The sequence below is a fragment of the Methanolapillus ohkumae genome (genome assembly GCF_032594355.1).
In the GTDB taxonomy this organism is placed as follows: Archaea; Halobacteriota; Methanosarcinia; order Methanosarcinales; family Methanosarcinaceae; genus Methanolapillus; species Methanolapillus ohkumae.
The window spans coordinates 1,704,989-1,727,859 of record NZ_CP131061.1; the positions used below are offsets into that span (position 1 = coordinate 1,704,989).

Annotated in this window: 20 protein-coding genes; 14 read left to right on the top strand and 6 right to left on the bottom strand. The window is 43.1% G+C overall.

Annotated elements, in window-relative coordinates; genetic code table 11:
- The first annotated feature begins 265 nt into the window (after window positions 1–265).
- The 5 genes from prf1 to MsAm2_RS07530 all read left to right on the top strand — a co-directional run bounded on the left by prf1 (window position 266) and on the right by MsAm2_RS07530 (window position 7,164).
- Window positions 266–1,513 carry a peptide chain release factor aRF-1 gene (gene prf1, locus MsAm2_RS07510; RefSeq protein ID WP_338097632.1) on the top strand — a complete coding sequence of 416 codons (1,248 nt, stop codon included), beginning with the start codon at window positions 266–268 and terminating at the stop codon, window positions 1,511–1,513.
- A gap of 132 nt (window positions 1,514–1,645) precedes the next feature.
- Window positions 1,646–2,320, top strand: a complete 675-nt coding sequence (locus MsAm2_RS07515) for an L-threonylcarbamoyladenylate synthase (protein ID WP_338097633.1) — start codon at window positions 1,646–1,648, stop codon at window positions 2,318–2,320.
- Window positions 2,317–2,562: a hypothetical protein gene (locus MsAm2_RS07520; RefSeq protein ID WP_338097634.1), complete on the top strand. Its 246-nt coding sequence runs from the start codon at window positions 2,317–2,319 to the stop codon at window positions 2,560–2,562. Before MsAm2_RS07515 ends, MsAm2_RS07520 begins: the two co-directional genes overlap by 4 nt.
- 128 nt (window positions 2,563–2,690) lie before the next feature.
- Window positions 2,691–6,332: a DNA polymerase II large subunit gene (locus MsAm2_RS07525; RefSeq protein WP_338097635.1), complete on the top strand. Its 3,642-nt coding sequence runs from the start codon at window positions 2,691–2,693 to the stop codon at window positions 6,330–6,332.
- A 46-nt stretch (window positions 6,333–6,378) separates the two neighbouring features.
- Entirely contained in the window at window positions 6,379–7,164 is a 786-nt protein-coding gene (locus MsAm2_RS07530) for a Fic family protein (RefSeq protein WP_338097636.1), read from the top strand.
- A gap of 188 nt (window positions 7,165–7,352) precedes the next feature.
- Here the strand turns inward: MsAm2_RS07530 and MsAm2_RS07535 are convergent, their stop codons facing one another.
- The 3 genes from MsAm2_RS07535 to mmp10 all read right to left on the bottom strand — a co-directional run bounded on the left by MsAm2_RS07535 (window position 7,353) and on the right by mmp10 (window position 11,478).
- A complete protein-coding gene (locus tag MsAm2_RS07535; RefSeq protein ID WP_338097637.1) occupies window positions 7,353–8,369 on the bottom strand; it encodes a hypothetical protein in 1,017 nt (338 codons plus the stop codon).
- A gap of 852 nt (window positions 8,370–9,221) precedes the next feature.
- Entirely contained in the window at window positions 9,222–9,938 is a 717-nt protein-coding gene (locus MsAm2_RS07540; RefSeq protein ID WP_338097638.1) for a hypothetical protein, read from the bottom strand.
- A gap of 292 nt (window positions 9,939–10,230) precedes the next feature.
- Window positions 10,231–11,478: a methyl coenzyme M reductase-arginine methyltransferase Mmp10 gene (gene mmp10, locus MsAm2_RS07545; RefSeq protein WP_338097639.1), complete on the bottom strand. Its 1,248-nt coding sequence runs from the start codon at window positions 11,476–11,478 to the stop codon at window positions 10,231–10,233.
- 617 nt (window positions 11,479–12,095) lie between these two features.
- Here mmp10 and mcrB point away from each other — a divergent pair.
- From mcrB to MsAm2_RS07575, 6 genes are all read left to right on the top strand, one after another.
- A complete protein-coding gene (mcrB, locus tag MsAm2_RS07550) occupies window positions 12,096–13,400 on the top strand; it encodes a coenzyme-B sulfoethylthiotransferase subunit beta (protein WP_338097640.1) in 1,305 nt (434 codons plus the stop codon).
- 26 nt (window positions 13,401–13,426) lie between these two features.
- Window positions 13,427–14,011, top strand: a complete 585-nt coding sequence (gene mcrD / locus MsAm2_RS07555) for a methyl-coenzyme M reductase operon protein D (RefSeq protein WP_338097641.1) — start codon at window positions 13,427–13,429, stop codon at window positions 14,009–14,011.
- Window positions 14,012–14,086: 75 nt separating this feature from the next.
- The gene (gene mcrC, locus MsAm2_RS07560) at window positions 14,087–14,689 is read left to right on the top strand and encodes a methyl-coenzyme M reductase I operon protein C (protein WP_338098526.1); all 603 of its coding nucleotides are present in this window, start codon (window positions 14,087–14,089) and stop codon (window positions 14,687–14,689) included.
- Window positions 14,690–14,701: 12 nt separating this feature from the next.
- Window positions 14,702–15,463, top strand: a complete 762-nt coding sequence (gene mcrG, locus MsAm2_RS07565) for a coenzyme-B sulfoethylthiotransferase subunit gamma (protein ID WP_338097642.1) — start codon at window positions 14,702–14,704, stop codon at window positions 15,461–15,463.
- 12 nt (window positions 15,464–15,475) lie between these two features.
- Window positions 15,476–17,194, top strand: a complete 1,719-nt coding sequence (gene mcrA / locus MsAm2_RS07570) for a coenzyme-B sulfoethylthiotransferase subunit alpha (RefSeq protein ID WP_338097643.1) — start codon at window positions 15,476–15,478, stop codon at window positions 17,192–17,194.
- 212 nt (window positions 17,195–17,406) lie between these two features.
- Entirely contained in the window at window positions 17,407–17,637 is a 231-nt protein-coding gene (locus MsAm2_RS07575) for a hypothetical protein (protein WP_338097644.1), read from the top strand.
- Window positions 17,638–17,722: 85 nt separating this feature from the next.
- Here the strand turns inward: MsAm2_RS07575 and MsAm2_RS07580 are convergent, their stop codons facing one another.
- Entirely contained in the window at window positions 17,723–17,998 is a 276-nt protein-coding gene (locus MsAm2_RS07580) for a DUF1016 N-terminal domain-containing protein (RefSeq protein ID WP_338097645.1), read from the bottom strand.
- 779 nt (window positions 17,999–18,777) lie between these two features.
- Here MsAm2_RS07580 and MsAm2_RS07585 point away from each other — a divergent pair.
- The 3 genes from MsAm2_RS07585 (at window position 18,778) to MsAm2_RS07595 (ending at window position 20,558) form a co-directional block, all read left to right on the top strand.
- Entirely contained in the window at window positions 18,778–19,404 is a 627-nt protein-coding gene (locus tag MsAm2_RS07585; RefSeq protein ID WP_338097646.1) for a hypothetical protein, read from the top strand.
- A gap of 169 nt (window positions 19,405–19,573) precedes the next feature.
- The gene (locus MsAm2_RS07590) at window positions 19,574–19,753 is read left to right on the top strand and encodes a hypothetical protein (RefSeq protein ID WP_338097647.1); all 180 of its coding nucleotides are present in this window, start codon (window positions 19,574–19,576) and stop codon (window positions 19,751–19,753) included.
- A 232-nt stretch (window positions 19,754–19,985) separates the two neighbouring features.
- Entirely contained in the window at window positions 19,986–20,558 is a 573-nt protein-coding gene (locus MsAm2_RS07595; protein ID WP_338097648.1) for a hypothetical protein, read from the top strand.
- A 100-nt stretch (window positions 20,559–20,658) separates the two neighbouring features.
- On the opposite strand, the gene MsAm2_RS07600 is transcribed toward MsAm2_RS07595, so the two are convergent.
- Together MsAm2_RS07600 and aroE are read right to left on the bottom strand one after the other, a co-directional pair.
- Window positions 20,659–21,573 carry a methyltransferase gene (locus tag MsAm2_RS07600; RefSeq protein WP_338097649.1) on the bottom strand — a complete coding sequence of 305 codons (915 nt, stop codon included), beginning with the start codon at window positions 21,571–21,573 and terminating at the stop codon, window positions 20,659–20,661.
- A 223-nt stretch (window positions 21,574–21,796) separates the two neighbouring features.
- Window positions 21,797–22,747 carry a shikimate dehydrogenase gene (gene aroE, locus MsAm2_RS07605; RefSeq protein WP_338097650.1) on the bottom strand — a complete coding sequence of 317 codons (951 nt, stop codon included), beginning with the start codon at window positions 22,745–22,747 and terminating at the stop codon, window positions 21,797–21,799.
- Window positions 22,748–22,871 lie beyond the last annotated feature (124 nt).

Sequence of the window (22,871 nt, forward strand, 5' to 3'; positions counted from 1 at the left end):
TTTTCAAAGGGTTCATTTTATTCTTAAATTTCTTGTTTTTCGCCGATTTTTGAAGAATTGTATTTATATTTGCGAATTATTTTTCTCATTTTTCAGATTGGTTTATAATTTATGAGTTCATTTTATCCAAAAATTCTATAACGAATCTTTTATTTTTCAACATAATTTTTTAAAATCATTTTAATCATTAATCATTCATAATTTTTCAAAACCCAAAACATAAAATTCAAATTCAAAATTTAATTACTTATTCGGAGTCTTATTCATGGCAGAAACGTCAGCGCATGACAAATATGAATTCAAAAAAACTTTAGAAATTATCCGCGACAAACACGGACGCGGGACGGAATTGGTATCGCTTTATATTCCGGCGGACAAACAGATATCGGATGTCACTGCCGACTTGCGGGAAGAGCACAGCCAAGCGTCAAACATCAAATCCAAATTAACAAAAACAAATGTCCAAGGCGCGATTGATTCTTTGCTGTCCCGCCTGCGCTATTTGGATAACGTTCCGGAAAACGGCATCGTTTATTTCACGGGTGCCGTCGACGTCGGCGCAAACAAAACCAACATGGAAAGTTACGTTATTCATCCACCGGAGCCGATTGTCACTTACAAATACCACTGTAATTCCGATTTTTACCTCGAACCGCTGGAAGAAATGCTCAAAGAAAAAGGAACGTTTGGGCTCTTAGTCATGGATCGCCGGGAAGCCACCGTCGGGCTTTTGACCGGAAAGAAAATCGATTCATACCGACGGTTGACGTCAACCGTCCCCGGAAAGCAGAGAAAAGGCGGACAGAGTGCACAACGTTTCCAAAGCTTGCGTTTGATTGCGATTCATGAATTTTACAAACGAATCGGAGACGCCGCAAGCGAAGTGTTTTTGGCGGTCGAGCCAAAGCATTTGAAAGGAATTTTAATCGGCGGACCGTCCCCGACCAAAGAAGAATTTTATGATGGGGAATTTTTCCATCACGAATTGTTAAAAAAGGTGATCGGACTCTTTGACGTTGCCTACACGGACGAATCCGGTCTTCATGAACTTGTGAACGCTGCCAGCGAAAAATTGACCGATTTGGAGCTCATCGAACAAAAAAACATCATGAAAGGATTCTTTAAAGAACTCATCGCCGAGTCCGGACGGGCATCTTACGGCGAGCGGAGCGTTCATGACAATTTGGAAATCAATGCGGTTGAGACTTTAATTTTATCGGAGGATTTGCGGGCGGAAAAAATGTCGGCCGTTTGTCAAAACTGCGGAGAGCAAAATCATAAAACAAGAATGTGGCGGCCCGGAGAACATGTTCCGGATATCGGTGCCTGTTCCAAATGCGGCGCCGTTTTGGAAAATATTGAAATAAAAGACGTGGTGGATGAGTTGTCCGAATTGGCCGACAAATCCAACGCGAAAGTGCATTTCGTGTCCACCGATTTTGACGAAGGAAACCAGTTGATGGCAGCTTTTGGCGGAATCGTCGCGGTCCTCAGATACAACACCGGACAGTAATTCGGCGGCAAAACATGAATTTCAAAAAACCATTACAATTATTTCAAATAATTATTCCAATTACAAATTCCAATTACAAATTTCATATTAATTATTCCAATTACAAATTCCAATGAAAAGCGAGAGGAAAAGATGACGGCGGCGAAAACACCGGTTCTTTTTGCAACTTTTAAAGACCCGCATCATCCGGACAATGCGGACGCGTTGGAAGATGTCGTTGAAAAAGCCACAACCGCTTTAAAAGCCGGAAAAGTTGTCGCTTTTCCGACCGACACGGTTTACGGTCTGGGCGCAAGTGTTTTTAATTCGGAGGCCGTTGAAAAAATATATCAAATCAAAGAGCGTCCATCCGAAAAACCGCTCAGCGTTCTCATCGGATCGGCCAAAGAGATGGACAACGTCGCTGCAAAAATTCCAAATGCGGCGGTTTTGCTTGCAAAAACTTTTTGGCCGGGACCACTGACCATTATTTTAAATAAAAATTCAAAAATTCCGGACACGGTCACCCGCAGCAAAAAAACAATCGGTCTTCGAGTCCCGAACCATCCGGTTGCTTTGGCGCTCATTCAAAAAGCCGGGCCTTTGGCTTGTCCAAGCGCAAATATTTCCGGCAAAACCGATCCGACATCCGCTCAAGATGTTTTGGCAGATTTGGACGGAAAAATTGATCTTTTAATTGACGGCGGAGAGACAAAAATTCAAATCCCGTCAACCATTATTGATATGACAGAAAATCCCCCCAAAATTTTAAGAACGGGCGGCCTTTCTATTGATGAAATTAAAAAATGTATTGGAGATGTCCAATGAACGCGGAAAAGAAAGCAAAATTAAAGACCCGGCAGCAAGAAAGGCAACTGGGCGAATCGGTTCGGATTTTAAACATTATTAATCTGGTGATTATGGTCGGCGGTGTGCTTTTGTACATGCTCAACATCAGCCCGCTGATGACACAAATCGGAACCGGACTCATTATTGCCGGATCGGTGATGATTGTTGCCACCATCGCGATTCAACTATTGACGGCATCCAAAATGAGAAAAAAGAAATGAGAAGAAGACACTTTCTTCTTATTTTTGGTTCCGCTCTTTTGTTTTTTTAATTTTTAATTGTTTTTGAATTAATTATTTTTGAATTAATTATTTTTGAATTGAAAAGTGAATATTCCCGGGTTTTGGACATGGAGAAAAAGGTAGCTGTCAGCGATGAAATGGCGGAATATTTCAACCGCTTGGAATCCAAACTGCTTTTGGAAATAAATGTCGCAAACGCTGCCCGCGCCAACGGCGAAGACCCCAAACCGCATGTCGAAATTCCGCTTGCGAAAGACTTGGCGGACCGGGTGGAAAATTTAATCGGTGTGAAAGGGGTTTCCACCCGCCTTCGGGAAATTGAAGCGGACGGAAAAAACCGAGAGGAATCCGCCCTTCAAATCGGAAAGGAAATCGCTGAAGGAAAAGTCGGCAAATTTTTTGACAAACAAGATGCTGTGGACGCTGCAATTCGAGTATCGATGGCGGTGCTCACCGAGGGCGTCGTTGCGGCGCCCATTGAAGGAATTGCCGAAGTTAAAATTGACAAAAACCGGGATGGGACAGAATATCTTCGGATTTATTATTCCGGACCGATTCGAAGCGCCGGCGGAACCGCGCAAGCACTTTCTGTTTTAGTCGGCGATTATGTGCGCCGAAGCATTGGGCTGGATCGGTTTAAGCCCGGAAAAGAGTTAGTCGAGCGCTATGCTGAAGAAATCCGAATTTACAAAAGAACAGCATCTTTGCAATATTCTCCGACCGATGATGAAATTCGGTTGATTGTGGAAAATTGTCCGGTGTGTGTGGACGGCGATGCGACGGAAGACGCGGAAGTTGAAGGCTACCGGAATTTGCCGGAAATTCCGGGAAATCGTGTCCGTGGCGGAATGGCTTTAGTCGTTGCGGAAGGCATGATTTTAAAAGCGCCCAAAGTCAAAAAACATGTTGATACGCTTAAAATGGATGGCTGGGAATTTTTAGACAAGCTTATCGCCGGAACAAAATCAGGCGATGGCGACAAAGATGCCAAATCCGATGCCGGGAAAGACTCCATCATCAAACCGGGACAAGTCACCAAAAAAATAAAGCCCAAAGACAAATACCTTCAAGATTTGATTGCCGGGCGCCCCTTATTTTCTCATCCGTCCCGCCCGGGCGGTTTTCGGCTCCGATATGGCCGAGCTCGAAACACATCATTTGCCGCCGCGGGAATCAGTCCCGCATCCATGTGCCTGTTGGGTGATTTTATCACCAACGGGACACAATTAAAAGTCGAGCGTCCCGGAAAAGCCGCCGGAATGGCCGCCGTGGATTCTTTGGAAGGACCAACCGTTCGCTTAAAAAACGGAGATGTTCTGCGTGCGGATGATGACGAAATCGCCAAAAAAATCAAACCGGATGTCGAATATATCATTGATCTCGGAGAAATTTTGTTTAATTTCGGGGATTTTTTAGAAAACAATCATCCGTTAATGCCGTCTCCTTATGTTTTGGAATGGTGGATTTACGATTACGAAGACGGATACCGCCGGGAATCGGAAAAAGAAACCTCTGCAACCGATTTTAATTTTTCAAAATATCCCGACCCGAAAAAATTGTTTGAGGGCGACGCGACGGAACTGTTGAGGATGCTCAAAAATTTGCCGGCACAAGATGCTGTGGAACTGACCCGATATGGCATCCCGCTGCATCCGAATTACACGTATTTGTGGCACGACATCTCCTTGGAAGAATACAACCGGCTTTCGGATTTCGTGGCGAAATATGGAAAAATGGAAACGGTGGAAGAAGCCGGAGAATCGGGTGAATCCGGCGAGCCGGACTGCTTGACGCTTCCCTACGATTCTGCCGTGGAAAATGGAATCAAGCCGATTCTGGAAATTCTTTTGATTCAACACCGCATTCGAGAAATTAAAACTTCGAACGGTGTCCCTGAAAAAAGAATCATTATTTCGTCCCCTGTTCCGTTTTTGTGCTGCCTTGGAATTTGGGAAGGAAATTCGATTTTCCCGCGGGACTTGAAAAAAGATTTGGAGTTATTGGAAAAAAACAATGCGGACACTTGCCTGGAAGCCGTGAATCTTTTCTCCGGCATGATTGTTAAACCGCGTGCCCCATCTCGAATCGGTGCCCGAATGGGGCGGCCGGAAAAATCGGATATGCGCAAAATGTCGCCGGCGGCACAAGCGCTTTTTCCCATCGGAGAGCATGGCGGAAAAACCCGAAACATTGTCAACGCCTCCGAATATCGGGAAAACATGAACAGTACCACCGGTCAATTCAAAGTGAAAATGGGAACTCGAACCTGCCCGCGTTGCGGCCGGGAAACCTACAAATGGCGCTGCGGTTGCGGTGAGCATACGATTGAAAAATTGTATTGTCCGCGCTGCACCCTTGAAACATCGGAAGAAAAATGTCCGAAATGCGGGAAACCAACAACAGGAGTTCGTCTTGGAACGATTGATTTTCGGCCGATTTACAAAGAAGCCATTGAGCGGCTGGGGGTTCGGGACAATTTCGACATGATAAAGGGTGTCAAGGAACTGATGAGCCGGGCAAAAACGCCGGAACCGTTGGAAAAAGGAATTTTACGGTCGCTTCATGATGTTTACATGTTCAAGGACGGAACGGTCCGGTACGACATGTCCGATATCCCGCTCACCCATATTCGGGCGGATGAGCTTGGAATTACGGTGAAAGACCTCCAAAATGCCGGATACAAAAATGATATTTACGGAAGAAATTTGGAATCCGGCAGTCAAGTGGTTTGCCTGTTTGTTCAAGATTTGGTCATATCGGTGGATTGCGCCGAATATTTGCTGAAAACCACACGTTACATCGATGATTTGTTGGTCCGGTATTATGGCGTGGAGCCGTATTACAAATGCGAAAGACGAGAAGATTTAATCGGCACGCTGGTCATCGGTCTTGCACCGCACACATCAGCCGGCGTTCTTGGACGGCTTATTGGGTTTACCAGCGCGTCCGTGGGTTTTGCACATCCGTATTTCCATGCGTCCAAACGCCGGAATTGCGATGGGGATGAGGATTGTGTGATGTTGCTTTTGGACGGAATGTTGAATTTCTCCCGGTCCTATTTACCGGACAAACGCGGCGGGCAGATGGATGCGCCGCTTGTTTTGACAACACGGATTGATCCGAATGAAATTGATAAGGAAGCGCACAATATTGATGTATGTGCCCGCTATCCGCGGGAATTTTACGCGGCGGCTGAGAATTACAAAAATCCGGGAGAAATTTCAAAAGCCATGGATTTAATCAGCAGCCGGTTAAAAACGCCGGAACAATATGAAAATTTCATGTACACGCATGCGACTACGAATATCGCGAGAGGTCCCGCGTATTCCGCATACAAAACATTGGAAAGTATGACCGATAAAATGGAGGCGCAATTGAATTTAGCGGAAATTATCCGAGCGGTGGACGCGTCTGATGTGGCCGAGCGTGTTTTAAAATCTCACTTCTTGCCCGACATTACCGGAAACTTGCGGGCATTTTCCAAACAGACATTTCGATGCATCAAATGTGAAGCCAAATTCAGGCGTCCACCTTTGACCGGGTCTTGCCCGAAATGCAACGGCGGAAATGTGGTTTTGACCGTTCATGAAGGTGCTGTTCGAAAATACATTGAAGTATCGAAGCATGTTGCGGAAAAGTATCATGTGTCGACCTATACCAAGGAGCGGATTGAACTTCTTGAAAAAGACATTGAAGATACGTTTGAAAACCACCGGATCAAAAAAACATCATTGTCGGACTTTATGTAAAACTTACAGAAATGGGAAAAAACCAAGAGAAAAGAGGTTATTGTAAATGGATGTCGCCGACAAAAAATATTTTATGAAATACAATGATGCCACAGGCCGGAAATTGCGTCCGCTTATTCATGATTTTGAAGAGTTTTTTCAGACCGGATCCGACTTGGAGGAATCCGATTTGGAAATATTAATGTCCCTGGCTTATTATTTATGGAATCTGGATGGAAAAACAGATGTCATTTCGGAGAAAACGGATACAACCATAATGAATGAGCCGACGGTGGATGAAATTGAACGTGCGATGCTGGCGTACGGAATTATTTTTGAAAAAACATTATCGGAAAAGAATTTTCATGAATTGGTTTATGATTTGTCCGGCATTTTAAAAGGTCCGAACAAAAAAACACCGGTGGTGGAATACCGACGGGTTCCGGTCGCGATTTTTGACCGGCGCAGGCGGCGGGTTTATACACCGCCGGGACCGGAATTTTTAGGCGCGTTAATGAACGCCGTTTTTTCGCAAACGGTTCTTCTTTTAAAACAGGAGCTTTCGGTTTCTGAAATATTTTACCATGCGTCTTTAATTCACCTGCGTGTCATTCAAATCCACCCTTTTGTGAAAAATAATGTCAAAGCCGCGGTTTTACTGGAAAAATGGTTTTTAAAAGAAATGCTGGGAAAAAGTTTTGTGAAGCTGCCGTCGGAGAAATATTATTTTGAAGAGAAGGACCGATACAACATGAATACCCTCACCGGAACTGCGTTTAATAACATTGACGATGCGCGTTGCCTTCCGTTTTTGCAAATGCTTCCGGAAAGTTTGAAAATTCGGGAAATTTAAAAAATTAATTTAAAAACATATTCGCAATTTATTGAAATAAAATAAAAAATTGGCGCACCCCACGCGACGGCGGCGGCGCTCAGAAAACGAAAAAATGGGAACAAGAGAAAAGAGAAAAAAAGGGATAAAACCGTCTTTGGTTTTATCCGAATCTGTTTTAAAAAACACGACTTGAAATAATGTTTCGCTTATTTTGATTTGGACGTCGTGTAGAAATAATAGATTCCGGCACCGGCAATGATGATGACAACGACTCCGATGAGAATCCAAATCCAGGTGGATGAGGAGGAGGAAGATGCATCATCAATGCTTGTCAACTCGACATTAAATGTGGAGGAGCCGTTTGGGGCCGGACGGTTGCTGCTTGTAATCGGAACGGTTTCGGCATTGTAACCGGGTGCTTCAACGATTATTTTACTGATTGTGGTATTGTCGCTGTAAACGTTAATGGAAACAGAGCCCGCACTGATGAATCCGGTATAAGCGACTTGGCCGTTTGAATTGACCAAGGACACTTTGGCGCCGTCAACATTACAATTGACGATATACGTGCTGATGTTTCCCGGCGGCGGGCTTGAAATCGGCGTCAACGTGGCAATCACCGTGACGACTTGGCCGGTGTCCATCGGATATTGGACAATCGGGACGGTTTGGTTGTAATAGCCGCTGGCGGAAACCAAAACTTCATAAACAGGAGTGGCCGGGATGTAAATCGGGAACAGGACATATCCGTTGTGGATGGTTCCGGTGTAAACCACGACGCCATTGATGTTTACCAATTGAACAAAGGCGCCTTCGACATTACAATCCACTTCAATAAAAGCAATGTTTTCCCCGGTGTATTCGTCATCATCATCGTCGTCCGTTGGAGATAAACTGACGGAAATGGTGGTGGTTTGGCCGGCGGCCGGAGCGATTACCGGAACAACCGCCGTGTTATAGCCGTCGGCCGAAATGACAGCTTCGGACATGGGGGACCCGGTTGTGAAAACCGGAATGGCCGCGTAACCATTTTGGATGGTTCCGGTGTATTCAACACTTCCGTTGCTGTCCAAAAGCTGAACAATGGCGCCGTTTACGTTACAATTCACCATGATTGTTCCTTGGTCGCCCCCCAGCGCACCGGCGCCGGGAAGTACAAGCAAGAAGAGCAAAACAAAAACAAAAGAAAGTTTTCCAAGAGTTCTAAGATTGCGATTTTTCACAATTTTTCCAACCTGTGATTGTTTTCAATTAATAAAATTAAATCATAAATTATACAAAATATTATATTGAATATTATATTGAATATTATATTAATATTTGAATTTTAATATTATTTTAATAAAATATTTTTTTTCAAGATTCGTAAAAAGCATGAAAAATTTGAATATTTTTATTAAAATATATTTATTAAATACAATATATGTTATTTATATATTTTTAGGAGATTATTATTTTTCAATATCAAAAAAGCCTATAAAAACAAAAATCATTATGTATCCCAATCTTTTGGGTTACAAACATGCTTCTTAATTATTCAACCTGTTTTTTCAAATCAATCCAGATACTCTCAAAATTCCAACCTGTTTTTTCAAATCAATCCGGATACTCTCAAAATTCCAACCTGTTTTTTCAAATCAATCCGGATACTCTCAAAATTCCAATCGGATAAAACGTCCGATTCAATCAGATGCGGGACGCATCTGACTGAATCGAGGATTGTTATTTTGAATCGAATGTGGACCAAAAAATACAACAGCAACCCACAAAATTAGAAACAGACGCAGCAATTTTTAAAACAATCAGCAATTGCAGCAATTCTTAAAACCATCAACGGTTGCAGCAATTCTTAAAACCATCAACGGTTGCAGCAATTCTTAAAACCATCACCGGTTGCAGCAATTCTTAAAACCATCAACGGTTGCAGTAATTCTTAAAACTATCAACGGTTGCAGCAATACTTAAAAAAGTTAACAAACGCAGCAATACTTAAAACTGTAAAACAGAAAAATAGAAAACAAAAAAAAGATGAAACCATTTTTGGGTTTCATCCTTGATTATTTAGTTTAGTTTGTTTAGTTCGGACCGTTCATTTTCTCTTTCTTGTCCTTGTAGTAAAGGTAAGCAAGAGCAATCACCAAGAGAATGATTAAAATAATCAAAATCAGCGGAATCCACGGGAAAGAAGCCTTACCCATTTCAATCTTAATGGTGGAAGTTTGGTTTGCCAACGGGCGGCAGTTTTCCGTGATTGTGACAACGGTGGTTGTATATCCTTTGGCTTCAGCTTTCACTTTGTCAATCGGGGTTCCGGTCAGGTAAACCGGGAAGGATACTTCGCCGTTTTTAATGGTGCCATTGTAAGCCACTTTTCCATTGATGTCAATTAAGGAAATGGCTGCGCCTTCGACATTGCATTGGATGATGTAAGTTCCGATGCTGCCGCCGACCGTTTTAAAGTTAGCCGTCACGACGAGCGGTTCGGTTGTTGTCGGATAAGTTGTCATCGGAATGGTAATCGGGTTGTAACCGTCCGCACTGACGACGATTTTGTCGACCGGTGTGGCGGTCAAATAAATCAAGATATCAACGGTTCCATTTTGAATGGTGCCGTTGTAAGCAATGTTTCCATTGATGTCAATGAGTTGAACGGTTGCGCCGTTCACGTCGGAATTCACACGAACGATTCCTTGGCTTCCGCCAATCGGGTCGGCCGCAACGGCAACACCCAACATGGCAAACAAAACCAAGAAAACCGCAAGTGCGGAAAATAATTTTTGAATTTTTTGCATATTTTTGCCCTCAGTTTGAATTATTTTTTGAATTAATAAGGAAAGAGTGATATTGAGTTGTTCTGAAAAATCAGACATGAATACTCTACTCTATCCCAATTATAGATTGATAATATAAAAACATATGAGTCCTCAATATAAATAAGACAGGTATTATAATAATAATACAAAAAATATACAATAAATTGAATAATAAAAGGATTTCATTCTGCATTCATTCTGCATTTATTCTATTTATTCTATTTATTCTATTTATTCTATTTCTGCATTCTTTTGGATGATTCGTTCAAAATTAATTTTTAGATGGCAGACCGAGAGAATTAATTTGTCCGATCAGTTCTGAAAATGCCAAAATTTCAAAATCAAGAACGTCTTCCCGTGTCATTCCGGGCGACATTTCTCCATCCACCGATAGTGTATCCGGACCCCGCCGGACAATCCGGGAAACACCATCGGATTCCATCCACTCCTTCAGCTCACGGTCATGAACAAACGCGCGGCCCGGGATGAAAACGGTTTCTTTTATTTTTCTCATATCGGCCGGACTTAATTTTTTAAAATCTTCCATTGTAATCAGGCAGCCGATATCTTTGTCCACCGCAACGACATTGACCAACCCGCCGAGTTTTTCAAAAATATCGGCGAGAAGCGGAGCGGCCGCGTTTCCGGTGATAATTGTTGCCTCTTTGGTGATTTTCGGCAACTTTGAGAGGGAGGCCGGATCATTTCGAATCGTGAAAGGAGAATCTAATTTGGAATCCAGAAGCGGCGTTCCTGAAATTCGGAGATTTGGATGGTTTTGGGCCGCCTCCCGGACAATTTGTGAAAATTCCTCAATCGAATGGGAAACCACCCCGGGGATGACCGGTTCATTTCGAAGAATGAGACCATTCTCGTATTTGTTTGCAAAACGCATTAAAAGCGCACCCTTGGCACCGGTTTTTTCCAGCCAGGAAAGTGTTTTTTTAAGAACAGCGCCGTCATTGACGCCCGGAACCAAAACAATCGCCGCGTAAACATCGCAGCCGGCACACAATTCCTCAAAAACCAAAAGAGACATTTCCGGCTCAGGGTCGCCCATGTATTCCCGCCGCAACATCGGGTCGGATGAAAAAAGCGTAAAATTGACTTCCGAAACACCCGATTGAAGCAAAACCGGCGCTTCTTTTCCGAGGAATCCTTTTCCACTCGTATAACCGATTTTCACCGGAAGTTCAAATTCGGACAAAAAAGACAAAAGTGCGTAAAAATCCGGATAACAACTGACATCGCCACCCCCCGTAATCATAAATCCGTGAATATCTTCCGAATTCATCCGCGTCAGTTTCTGAGCCGTCTCGTCCAAAACTTGGCGAAGCGGCTTAAACCCTGAATAGGATTCCCGAACGCTTCGGGTACAATAATCACATCCTTTTTTAAACGGCAGACAGTATTTGCATCCGAGTGGCTCGGTATCTTTTACTTTTTTAAAATAACAATACCGACAAAATCCCCGGCAATCCGTTCCGGGGTTTCCACCGACATCCACTAAAATATCCATAAACCCAAAAGAAAAGCCATCTATTAAAAAAGTTCGCTTACAGATTTTTAACGCCGTTATAGAAGAGAGAACAAAACAAAAATTAAAGCACTCAGACAAAAAAACGCAGCCCAATAAATCAATAGGGGCAGATTTGAAAAATAATGATAATTCGTGTTAAATGATAGGCGTAAAAAAGAAGAAGAAAAGAGATTTTGAAAAATCCGGAAAAATAAATCCGAGAATGGACATGATTTTTGGACATAATTTTAAATTTTTTCACAGATTATTTTTGAAGGATACATGAACATTAATTAAATATGTTTTGATTCGATTTTTGAAAAATTTTCTTTCAAAAAAGATCTTTTTGGAAAAACGAAGACTTTGGGGGATTGTTAACACTTTTTTGTTTTGAAATAATACCCTGTGCTAAAAATAGAATGTGTCGTATTCCCTGATTGTTTTTTAAAATGATTTTTGGTTAACAAATCTCAAAAGCTTTAAGTATAGAACTTACGATTTGTTAGGTAATTGGAATGATAAAAGTCAATCTCTCAGAAGCCTTCGCTTTTGAATTTGATTTATATATTGTTTATCATAGCCAATTTCCATTTTAAATATTTAAGGAGGATATATCCGTGTCTGACACAGTAGATATCTACAGCGATAGAGGAAAACTCTTAGAGAGCAACGTGAATATCAGAGACCTTGCTCCAACAAAAAACAAGGCAGTCCAGAAAATTATCATGGACACTAAACGTTCAGTTGCAGTCAACATTGCCGGAATTGAAAAATCACTTTCAACCGGAAAGATGGGCGGTGCTGCAAAGCAAATTCTCGGACGCAAACTTGAGTACAAATTAGTTGCAGACTCAGGCGCGCTCACCGACGCGATCAAAAAACTCGTCCAAGTGGACGAAGGTGACGACACTGTTGTCAAACCCCTTGCAGGCGGAAAACAACTTTTGATTCAAATCCCGACCTCAAGATTAACTGCCGGCGCAGAATCCACCGCCTCCATGACGGTTTCCGCCGCAGCGGTGACACAAGCTATTCTTGACATGTACAACACCGACATGTACGACTCCATGATGGTGAAAGCCGCCATTTGGGGAAGCTACCCGCAAACCGTCGGTATGGCCGGAAGCCCGATTAAGAGCATTCTCGACATCCCGCAAAACAACGAAGGTCTCGGATACTCCCTCAGAAACATCACATCCAACCACGTTGCCGCTATTACCAAAAGAAACGCGATGAACGCAGCCGCGCTCTCCTCCATTTATGAGCAAGCCGGTATCTTTGAAATGGGCGGTGCCATCGGCGAATTCGAGAGACACCAACTTCTCGGTCTTGCCTACCAAGGCTTAAACGCCAACAACCTCGTCTACGACATCGTTAAAGAAAACGGTAAAACCGGAACTATCGGAACCGTTATCGAATCCATCGTTGAACGTGCGATCGAACAAAAAATCATTTCCGTGGACAAAACAGGTCCATCCGGATACAAATTCTACAAAGCAAACGATGTTGCCATGTGGAACGCTTGCGCAGCTGTCGGAACCCTTGCCGCAACCATGGTGAACTGTGGTGCTTCCCGTGCCGCACAAGACGTTGCCGCAACAATGCTTTACTTCAACGACGTCCTTGAAAAAGAAACAGGCCTTCCGGGCTGTGACTACGGAAAAGTTCAGGGAGCTTCCGTCGGATTCTCCTTCTTCAGCCACTCCATTTACGGTGGCGGTGGACCGGGTATCTTTAACGGTAACCACGTCGTTACAAGACACTCCAGAGGATTTGCCATCCCTTGTGTTGCCGCAGCCGTTTCACTCGACGCAGGAACACAGATGTTCACAATTGAATCCACATCCGCCATCATCGGTGACGTGTTCGGAACAATTGATGAGTTCAGAGAGCCAATCAAAGCCGTCGCAGGAGCCGTCTAAAATAACCAAGACAAGGTCTGATGTTTATGACAAATCCCACAGAATCAGGTATGAATTGCCCGGAACAACCGGAACTTGGGGACACCGTTCAAATTGAAATTGTCCCGCAGCGAATTTTGAGTCCTGAAACCTCGGAAAAACTTCTCGGAAAGATTTACGATTGCGAAGGGATTGTCAGAGTAATGGTTCAAGGATCACGGCTGCCGGATGCGGTCGGATACGGACCCGGAAAAGGCAAAAAAGTCAGCCACCCGCTCAAAAAGTCAATTGAAGTGGAAGGCCAAGAAATCAACATGCGTGTCAGTCTCGGACGCTTGCGCGTCGAAGTGATGGGCGAAGAATATGTGGAAGAAATCCGGCAGGCTTGTCAAGAGTCATTCGGTTTCCCGTTTGAGTTCTATGTTGGAACATTCTTCAAAAAGCACGCCACCGTTGTGGACTATGCCAAAATGGGGCCCTGTGCCGATGAAACGCTTCTTGGTATGACGGATCCGAAAGCAAAGCTGGACCAAATCGTCTACATCAAAAAAGAGAACGGCTCCGAAGAAAACAAAACTCAAACGCAACCCGACGAAGAATGTAAAAGCACTTGCGGATGCGACCGGGATTAAACAAAATCGATAAAGGATTGCAAAAGATATCTCAAAGACGTCTTTTTCAAAAAAAATTAAAAACACGTGATTCAAATGCTTAACTTTGACCGAACCACACAAGTTGTCGACTGCCGATGCGGCACCAGCCACGGAAAAGGTGGCAGCCTTGCCCGCGCGGGAACTCTTTCCCAAGCCGGAAAGCTGGAAGTCGTCGTTGTGGCGATGGGATCGGGCCGAAGACACGTGACCAAACCGATTTGTGAAATCACCTATGCCATCCGGCGGGAAAATATTCACACCGGCGTTTTGGTTCTTTACGCGGGAACCGGTTATCCGGATTCCGGTACAATGGGTTCCTTTGGAATTGACCCCAAAGAACTGGACCAAATCAACATGCACAAAATGGCGGTCATCCATTTCGGAAATGTCCGAAACCATTTTGTTAAAAAAGCCCGGGATATTTTCAGCGGCGTACACATTCCTGCCATCATCATTTGTCAAGCGCTTGTGGACTTTGAAGACTTCGCGAAAGTCGGTATCAAAACACGCAACGTTAAACCCAAAGAGAAAGACATGATTTCCGACGGTATGATCTTGGATATCATTACGGGAGTCGCAAGAGGCGATGCCTGTTCAAGAGAAAAACTGAGCGAGATTATTGTCAAAACAAAAGAAGCATTAGGCCAAATCCAATAAGGAGTTAATAATATGGCATACAAAGCACAATATTATCCAGGTACAACCTCTGTTGCAAAGAACAGAAGAAAACACATGGGTCATGACTTAGAGAAATTAAGAGAAATTTCCGACGAAGACTTGACCGCAATTCTCGGACACCGCGCTCCGGGTCAAGACTACCCCAGCACCCACCCGCCACTTGCGGAAATGGAAGAGCCGCCCTGCCCGGTGAGAGAACTCGTCGAGCCGACCCCCGGCGCAAAAGCCGGCGACCGTGTCAGATACGTTCAGTTCGTTGACTCCATGTACAACGCGCCGTCCGTTCCGTACATCCGGTCCTACTACGCCGCCATCAACTTCAGAGGCGTCGACCCGGGAACCCTTTCCGGTCGTCAAATCGTTGAGGCCCGTGAGAGAGACATGGAAGTTATCGCGAAAGACCAACTCGAAACCGAAATGACCTGTCCGGCCCGCTCAAGCATCCGCGGCGCAACCGTTCACGGACACTCCGTTCGTCTCCAAGAAGACGGCGTGATGTTTGACATGCTTGACAGAAGCAGAAAAGAAGGCGATGTCATTGTCATGGACAAAGACCAAGTCGCAATTCCGCTCGACAGAAAAGTCGTCCTCGGAAAACCGATGTCTGAGGGAGAATTAGCCAAGAGAACAACCATCTACCGCGTGGACAATGTCCCGTACCGGTCCGATGCGGAAGCAATCGAATGGGTTCACAGAGTTTACTTACAGAGAACTCAATACGGATTCAAGCCGGGATCAAAGAAAACCCAGTAAGGAGAGACAAAGATGGCACAAAATGATATTTTTGCAAGATTTAAGAGATCCATGGAAATCAAATTCGGTGAGGACTATGGAGACAACAGACAGGCCGGCACGGACATCACCTCAAAAACCGCAAAATTCTTGAGATTAGGTCCTGAGCAGAGCCCGAGAAAACGTGAAATGATCAAAGCCGGTAAAGAAATCGCAAAGAAAAGAGGTCTTGCCGGTTACAACCCCATGATGCACACCGGAGCCCCGCTCGGTCAAAGATGCATTACCCCGTACAGAATTTCAGGCACCGACATGGTCGTAGACCCCGATGACCTCCACTACGTCAACAACGCTGCGATGCAGCAAATGGTTGACGATATTAAGAGAACCAACATCGTCGGTTTGGACATGGCCCACGAGACCCTTGAGAAAAGACTCGGAAAGGAAGTCACTCCGGAAACCATCAACAACTACCTTGAAAACCTCAACCACTCCCTCCCCGGAGGAGCAGTCGTTCAGGAAATGATGGTCGAGTGCCACCCGGGACTTGTTGACGACTGTTACGTCAAGATCTTCACCGGAAACGATGAACTTGCCGATGAAATCGACAAGCAATTCTTAATCGACATCAACAAAATGTTCCCGGCCGAACAAGCCGCGCAACTCAAAGCCGCGATTGGAAACACTTCCTGGCAAGCACTCCACATCCCGACAATTGTTATCCGCTCCACTGACGGTGGTCAAACCAGCCGCTGGTCCGCGATGCAAATCGGTATGTCTTTCATCTCCGCGTACAACATGTGCGCCGGTGAAGCCGCTGTCGCCGACTTGTCCTACGCTGCCAAACACGCCGGAGTTATCAACATGGGAGAACTTCTCCCGGCCAGACGTGTCAGAGCCCCGAACGAGCCCGGAGGAGTTTCCTTCGGTCACCTTTGTGACATTGTCCAGTCCAGCCGTGTCAACGTGGACGACCCTGCAAAAGTCGCCCTCGAAGTCGTCGGCGCAGGCTGTGTCATGTACGACCAAATCTGGCTCGGCTCCTACATGTCCGGTGGTGTCGGTTTCACACAATATGCAACCGCAGGATACACGGACGACATCTTGGACAACAACTTGTACTACAACATGGACTACATCAACAGAAAGTACAACAACGCTGCCAAGACCGGAACAGCCAACAAAGTCAAAGCCACCAACGATATCATCAAGGACATCACCACGGAATCTACGCTCTTCGGTATCGAGGAATACGAAAAATACCCGTCCGCCCTTGAAGACCACTTCGGAGGCTCCCAAAGAGCAACCTCCCTTGCGGCCGCAGCAGGATGCGGTGTCTCCATCGCAACCGGAAACGGTAACGCCGGTCTCTCCGGATGGTACCTCTCCATGTACCTCCACAAGGAAGCCTGGGGACGTCTCGGATTCTACGGATACGACTTGCAAGACCAGTGCGGTGCGTCCAACGTTTGTTCCTACCAGGGCGACGAAGGATGTCCGGCAGAACTTCGCGGACCGAACTACCCGAACTACGCCATGAACGTGGGTCACCAGGGCGGTTACGCCGGTATCACAATGGCTGCTCACTCCACCCGTGGAGACGCATACACTGTGAGCCCGCTCGTGAAAGTCTGTTTCGCAGACGACCTTTTGCCGTTTGACTTCACCAGACCGAGATATGAATTCGGCCGCGGTGCACTCAGAGAATTCGAGCCGGCCGGCGAGAGATCTTTGATCATCCCCGCAAAATAAGCGTGCAGCAAACACAAATAAAAATTAAAAATATGAAATCCGGAAATGAAAATTCCGGCATTTCAAATCTGCCGGACAAACGAAAGTTTGTCCGGCTTTTTTTTTGGATTTTTTTTTGCAAATTCGGCTTTTATACATATTCATAAATATTCAAAATCACATTTTTAAATCAAGGATAAAATAACACAAATTGACCAATCGGTCGTGACAAAATGTTCAAAAATCGAATTGCTGCCGGATTGTTCGTTCTTTTCTTTTTAATATTGTATCTCCCATCCTGTTTTGCAAAAAACGAACAATGTACAATCGGGACCGGTTATTCCCTGCCGGAAACAACCGTTCATATTTGGATGGCGGGAATTGCTTTGGTTGTTCTTTTTGGGATTGTCAGTTTTCTCATCAAATTAAAACTTGACCGGATGAAAGAAATAAAAAAGAGATAAGGAAGATTGGCAAGATATAAAAAATTAAATCAAACTATTTTTTCAAGCTGATTCATCGATTATTTTTAAATATTTAAAAAATAATTTATTGAAACTTAATTTTATTATATTGTTTCATCCGCCAAAGATTCTTATCGGAAAATCCGCTCAATCCTTGATCTTCACGGGACAGATAATCCGCAAGTTCTTTGACAACCGATTGACCCCATTCTGATTTTTCAATACGTTCGCTGATATATTGGCCGACATTCCAATACAGGTAAATAAGCTCGGTGTTGACCATTTTTATAGCGTTTTGACGGGATTTTCGGATGAGCGACACGACATCCATAAACTGTTTTTGCTTTGTACTGAGTTTCATAAACGCTCAAAAGAGCAAAGATTTAAAAATATTTATAAATGAATCATAAAATGAGTTAAATGAATTAAATAGAAATTAATTGAATAAATATGATTATCCAAGTGGTGAGAGTTTTGAAGAAAAGAAAACAATAAGCGTTGCCACAAATGAAAGCAAAATAATTCCCAAGTGGTGAGAGTTTTTCAATATAAAATATATTTTATAAATTTTGAGAAAGAATGAAGTCAATTAAAGAAAGGTCTTACAAGAGGACAATTACAAGATAATAATGCCGATTGTACTTGTTTATGAAGGACATATTCAATGATTGAAGGGAAAGATGAGATTTTTTTAAAAGAGAATCAGATATGAAAATAGAAAAATAATCAAAAAACATGTCATTGCATAGTGGTGAGAGTTTTAGACAATAGAAAACAGAATCGATAGACGGATTTTAAAAATAGAATAAAACAAAGTGATGAGAGTTTTTAAATATAAAATTATCTTGATTCCGAATTTATTTTAATTTAAATGAATGGATTAAAAATCTAATTTCCCAATCAAATTTTCAATGTTTGGCAAAAAAATGAAAAATCCGATAAAATTTGCCACCCACTATTTTCATTCGCTCATGGATGATTTTATCAATCTCATTTTCATTTTAAACTTCAATTTCATTTGCAGTTTAAGTAAAGGCTTTATAAAAACGAATTCTTTTGGAGTTTAGATTTTTGTTTAGATTTTTGTTTAGATTTTGAATTTGTTTTACAAAAATCAGTTCGAGCAACAGGTGAAAAGAGATGGATGAGAAATCACACATGAAAATATGGATCATATTGTTAGCGGTCTTTTTTATTGTTATTGCGGCCGCCGGCGTCTATGCGGCGACATCCGGACAAAAAAATAATTCGGCCAATGAAACCGATTTGGGAACAATCATGATTAACTGGTATTTCCCGGAATACAATCAACTGATTGCAAAATCGGATTTAATTGTCGTTGCCAATGTGACGGATGAAAGGGGCGTTTGGGATACGGCCGACGGCAAAAAACCGGAAAATATTTCAAACTATGAAAATGAAACCGGCAAAAAAGCGACCATCTCCACGGAATACACCTTTAAAACCAACGAGATTTTGAAAGGAACGGTCAACGACACATTCCTCGGGCGCGTCAAAGGCGGAACCGCCGATGGTTATACATTTGCGGCCATGAAAGTCCCATCGTTTGACAAAGGCGACATTGTCCTTTTATTCATTCAATATCCGAAAGATGAAAACGGAAACATCATTCCGATGGACTACATTCAAATCGGGGAACCGGATGCGTTTATCCAAACAAGCGACGGCAACTTCTCGAATGATTATTACGGCGAGATTTCACTCGACCAATTGAAAAAAGATATTGCAGCCACCCCGGCTGCCTAATCTCTTTATTAATTTAATTATGGATAAAAAAACAGGATCGAAAAAAATGAACAATTTTCAGAAAAACATACTGATTGCAGTGGTTACCGTCTGCGTATTATTAATTTCAACGCTCACCGTCTATGCCGGATCAGAAAAAACCGATCAGATAGAAAACATACGGGCGCCGATGCCCGAACCAATCATTTGTTATGCCGATCCGGCCGAGGAAATAATTGTAAATACAGACGTGCCGGAACCAATCATTTGTTATGCCGATCCGGCCGAGGAAATAATTGTAAATACAGACGTTCCGGAACCAATCATTTGTTATGCCGGCCCGATAGAAGTGATGAATCTAAACATTTGAATTCTAACGTTTGACTGTAACAAATCAATTTTAAAGATCTGAAACACTGCGTTTGCATGTTTCCGATCAATTTTTTTGTATTATTATTTTTGATCTTACTTGATTCTACTTCGATTTTACTTTGATCTTACTTGATTCCACTTTGATTTAGATTTTATTTGATTGGATTTTTACTTGATTGGATTTTTACTTGTTTTTTATTTTTGATTCATTGAAAAAAAGAGCGGAGATTATGAACAAAAATCAAAAGATCATAGCCGGAATAATTATTGTGATTGTCCTTGCCGTGATGATTTCAGTCGTTGCGGTCTATATCGGCCACACCAAAAAAACAGGAGAGGGGGACATATCGCTTGGCGGAATGTGCATTTGTTACGTCGGAGTTCCGGTTGATGAAAAAATATCCGATTCCGACACTATTGTCATCGCGACACTAACGGATTCCAAAGGGATATGGAATTTGAAAAATTGGGCCGGCTCACGAGATGCAATGCCTTATGACATGCCGATTAACACAGAACATACTTTTAAAACCGATACCGTTTTGAAAGGAAAAATGCCGGCGGAATTTAAAAAGCAAATGTGGGGTGGAACCATTGATGGATTTACTTACGGCAATTGTTCACAAGAGCTGGAAATCGGCGGAAAATACATTTTATTTATCCGCAATAGCGAGACTGAACCGGAATATTTCATTTCCGATCTGTACATTGAACCGGCCGGAGAAAACGCGGAATTTTGGGACGGAACCAAATACATCGGCTTTGAGGAATTGATGAATAAAATTCAAGCGCAGAAGAACTAAAAAAGAAAACAATACCGGCACCGGCAAAACAGTAAAGTTGCGGCAAACAAAAAAATAAAAACCAACCACGAGTTTTTGTTGAAAAACAAAGCGAATAAATTTATTTTTTGTGTTCCCGTTTTTTAGACAATGCACTGGCAACCATAATTGCTTTTGTATAATGGCCGGCCGACCGGGACGTATCCACAAAAACATGATGGTCCATAAGAATCGGAGCGCCAAGGCCATCTCCGCCGCCTAAAAAAGTCAGCGCCCGAAAAATTAAATTCCCGGAAATGCCGTTGGGCGCGATAATATAATTGGAATTTTCAAATGCTTTTTCAAGATTCATATGGTAATCCACCGCATGAATCCCTTTTTCTTTCATGGCTGCCAAAATAATTTCCGATTCGGCTTTTCCGGCCGCTGTCGGTGCGGAAATGAGTCCGACACACGGGGAAACGCCAAGACGTTTAAGCAAATGCGTTCCAAGGCAGATGAATTTGACTTTGTCTTCCGCCGTCATTCCTTCATCAATGCCGACCGGCGCGAAAAAATAGGGGTTGCCTTGTTTTGTCAAAAGAATGGCGATTCGATGAATTTCATGGATATCGCAGGCATTTTTTAAACGTGACAGCGAATCGCCGGCTTTTGCCGTCCCCCGAATTGCAGCGTCCACTTCGCCCGACATCAAAAGAGAGACAAGCTTTTCTTCCGGCTCATTCGTATCAATGATTTGAAATGGGAGCGGTTTTTCGCTAAAAACGGATTTGGACACGCGTGTGATTTCATCGACATTTCCAACCAAAATCACATCCGCATACCCGTTCTCAACCGCGCGGCGGACGCATTTGATGGTATCGGTATCCGGCTCCCGAATTCCCATGGCAACCGTCGCGTGTTTTTGAACCGCGTAACGTTCAATCAGTCCGATAAGTTTACGCATTTCCTTAGAATCCGCAACTTGTTCCGGCCCGGATAAAACCGCCTCCGCCTGTTCGTTTTCAGACCGGTTCGAAGAATTGCTTGGAGTCATTTACTGCTGCCGCCGTTATTATTTGAATGCGAATGATTTAAGAAAATTATTGCAATGATTTGTTGTTATCGATTATTGTTATCGATTATTGTTATCGATTATTGTTATCGATTATTGTTATCGATTATTGTTATCGATTATTGTTATCGATTATTGTTATCGATTATTGTTATCGATTATTGTTATCGATTATTGTTATCGATTGATTGTTATCGATTGATTGTTATCGATTGGTTGTTATCGATTGGTTGTTGTCAAGCGCTTCTAAAACCGCCTGCCTCATGACGGAAATATCCGATTTTTGACCGGTCCAGATTTCAAAAGCCAGAGCGCCTTGAAATACCAGCATCATCATTCCGTTGATTGTTTTTGCGCCGGCTGCCCGAGATTCTTTTAAAAATTTTGTTTCCTTGGGATGATAGACAATATCAAAAACAACCTTGTCCGAAGTTAAATATTTTTTGAGTAAAACTGCCCTTTCCTCCCCCGAACAAAAATTCGGAATTTGATCAAAAACGGAAAAAGATTCATACACTCCCATCCCGAGTTCCGTTGTTTGAAGAATAATGTCCGCATTTGAAATATCGTTTAAAATATCAGCAAAACCGCCGCCGGATATTTTTTTATTTTGAAGATCCTCCGGCAGATGAGAAAAAATGTCGGCCGCTAATTTTTCTGCCCGTTCCGCCGTTCGATTGATAATTTTGAGTTCGCTTGCGATTTTTGAAAACAAAAAGGACAGAGAGCGAGAAGCGCCACCGGCTCCAATCACGAGTATTTTTTTGCCGGCCGGATGAATCTCCTCATATTCCAGTGCAAGCATGGCGCCGCCGGCATCCGTATTAAATCCTTCAATGAATCCATTTGAAAACCGTAAGGTATTGACAGCACCGGCCATTTTGGAGAAAGAATCGGGATTCAAAAAATCGAATTTTAAAACCGCTTCTTTGTGCGGAATGGTTAAATTAAGTCCCATAAAACCATCCGCTTGCGCCTTTAAAATAGAAGACTCCAACTCTTCCGGCTTAACTTCAAACGCCTGATAAACAGCCGGCAGACCCGCTTTGGAAAAGGCCGAATTTTGCATGACAGGGGATAAAGATTGAGAAACAGGATATCCGAAAACACCGTATTTTGAAACGGAAGATTTTGTTACGGAGTTTATATTCGGCATTTTCAAAAACCCGGTTTTTAATGATATTCTTCGTTTTATTTAACGTATTTATTTTTCGTTTTATTTAACGTATTTTTCGTTTTATTTAACGTATTTATTTTTCGTTTTATTTAACGTATTTATT

Excerpts from the sequence above, each read along its gene's own strand:
- MsAm2_RS07600 (WP_338097649.1), bottom strand. The coding sequence starts at position 21,573 with ATGACTCCAAGCAATTCTTCGAACCGGTCTGAAAACGAACAGGCGGAG.
- MsAm2_RS07520 (WP_338097634.1), top strand. The coding sequence starts at position 2,317 with ATGAACGCGGAAAAGAAAGCAAAATTAAAGACCCGGCAGCAAGAAAGG.
- MsAm2_RS07580 (WP_338097645.1), bottom strand. The coding sequence starts at position 17,998 with ATGAAACTCAGTACAAAGCAAAAACAGTTTATGGATGTCGTGTCGCTC.
- aroE (WP_338097650.1), bottom strand. The coding sequence starts at position 22,747 with ATGCCGAATATAAACTCCGTAACAAAATCTTCCGTTTCAAAATACGGT.
- mcrG (WP_338097642.1), top strand. The coding sequence starts at position 14,702 with ATGGCATACAAAGCACAATATTATCCAGGTACAACCTCTGTTGCAAAG.
- MsAm2_RS07515 (WP_338097633.1), top strand. The coding sequence starts at position 1,646 with ATGACGGCGGCGAAAACACCGGTTCTTTTTGCAACTTTTAAAGACCCG.
- mcrC (WP_338098526.1), top strand. The coding sequence starts at position 14,087 with ATGCTTAACTTTGACCGAACCACACAAGTTGTCGACTGCCGATGCGGC.
- mcrD (WP_338097641.1), top strand. The coding sequence starts at position 13,427 with ATGACAAATCCCACAGAATCAGGTATGAATTGCCCGGAACAACCGGAA.
- MsAm2_RS07540 (WP_338097638.1), bottom strand. The coding sequence starts at position 9,938 with ATGCAAAAAATTCAAAAATTATTTTCCGCACTTGCGGTTTTCTTGGTT.
- MsAm2_RS07595 (WP_338097648.1), top strand. The coding sequence starts at position 19,986 with ATGAACAAAAATCAAAAGATCATAGCCGGAATAATTATTGTGATTGTC.
- mmp10 (WP_338097639.1), bottom strand. The coding sequence starts at position 11,478 with ATGGATATTTTAGTGGATGTCGGTGGAAACCCCGGAACGGATTGCCGG.
- MsAm2_RS07590 (WP_338097647.1), top strand. The coding sequence starts at position 19,574 with ATGCCCGAACCAATCATTTGTTATGCCGATCCGGCCGAGGAAATAATT.
- MsAm2_RS07585 (WP_338097646.1), top strand. The coding sequence starts at position 18,778 with ATGGATGAGAAATCACACATGAAAATATGGATCATATTGTTAGCGGTC.
- MsAm2_RS07575 (WP_338097644.1), top strand. The coding sequence starts at position 17,407 with ATGTTCAAAAATCGAATTGCTGCCGGATTGTTCGTTCTTTTCTTTTTA.
- mcrA (WP_338097643.1), top strand. The coding sequence starts at position 15,476 with ATGGCACAAAATGATATTTTTGCAAGATTTAAGAGATCCATGGAAATC.
- MsAm2_RS07530 (WP_338097636.1), top strand. The coding sequence starts at position 6,379 with ATGGATGTCGCCGACAAAAAATATTTTATGAAATACAATGATGCCACA.
- prf1 (WP_338097632.1), top strand. The coding sequence starts at position 266 with ATGGCAGAAACGTCAGCGCATGACAAATATGAATTCAAAAAAACTTTA.
- MsAm2_RS07525 (WP_338097635.1), top strand. The coding sequence starts at position 2,691 with ATGGAGAAAAAGGTAGCTGTCAGCGATGAAATGGCGGAATATTTCAAC.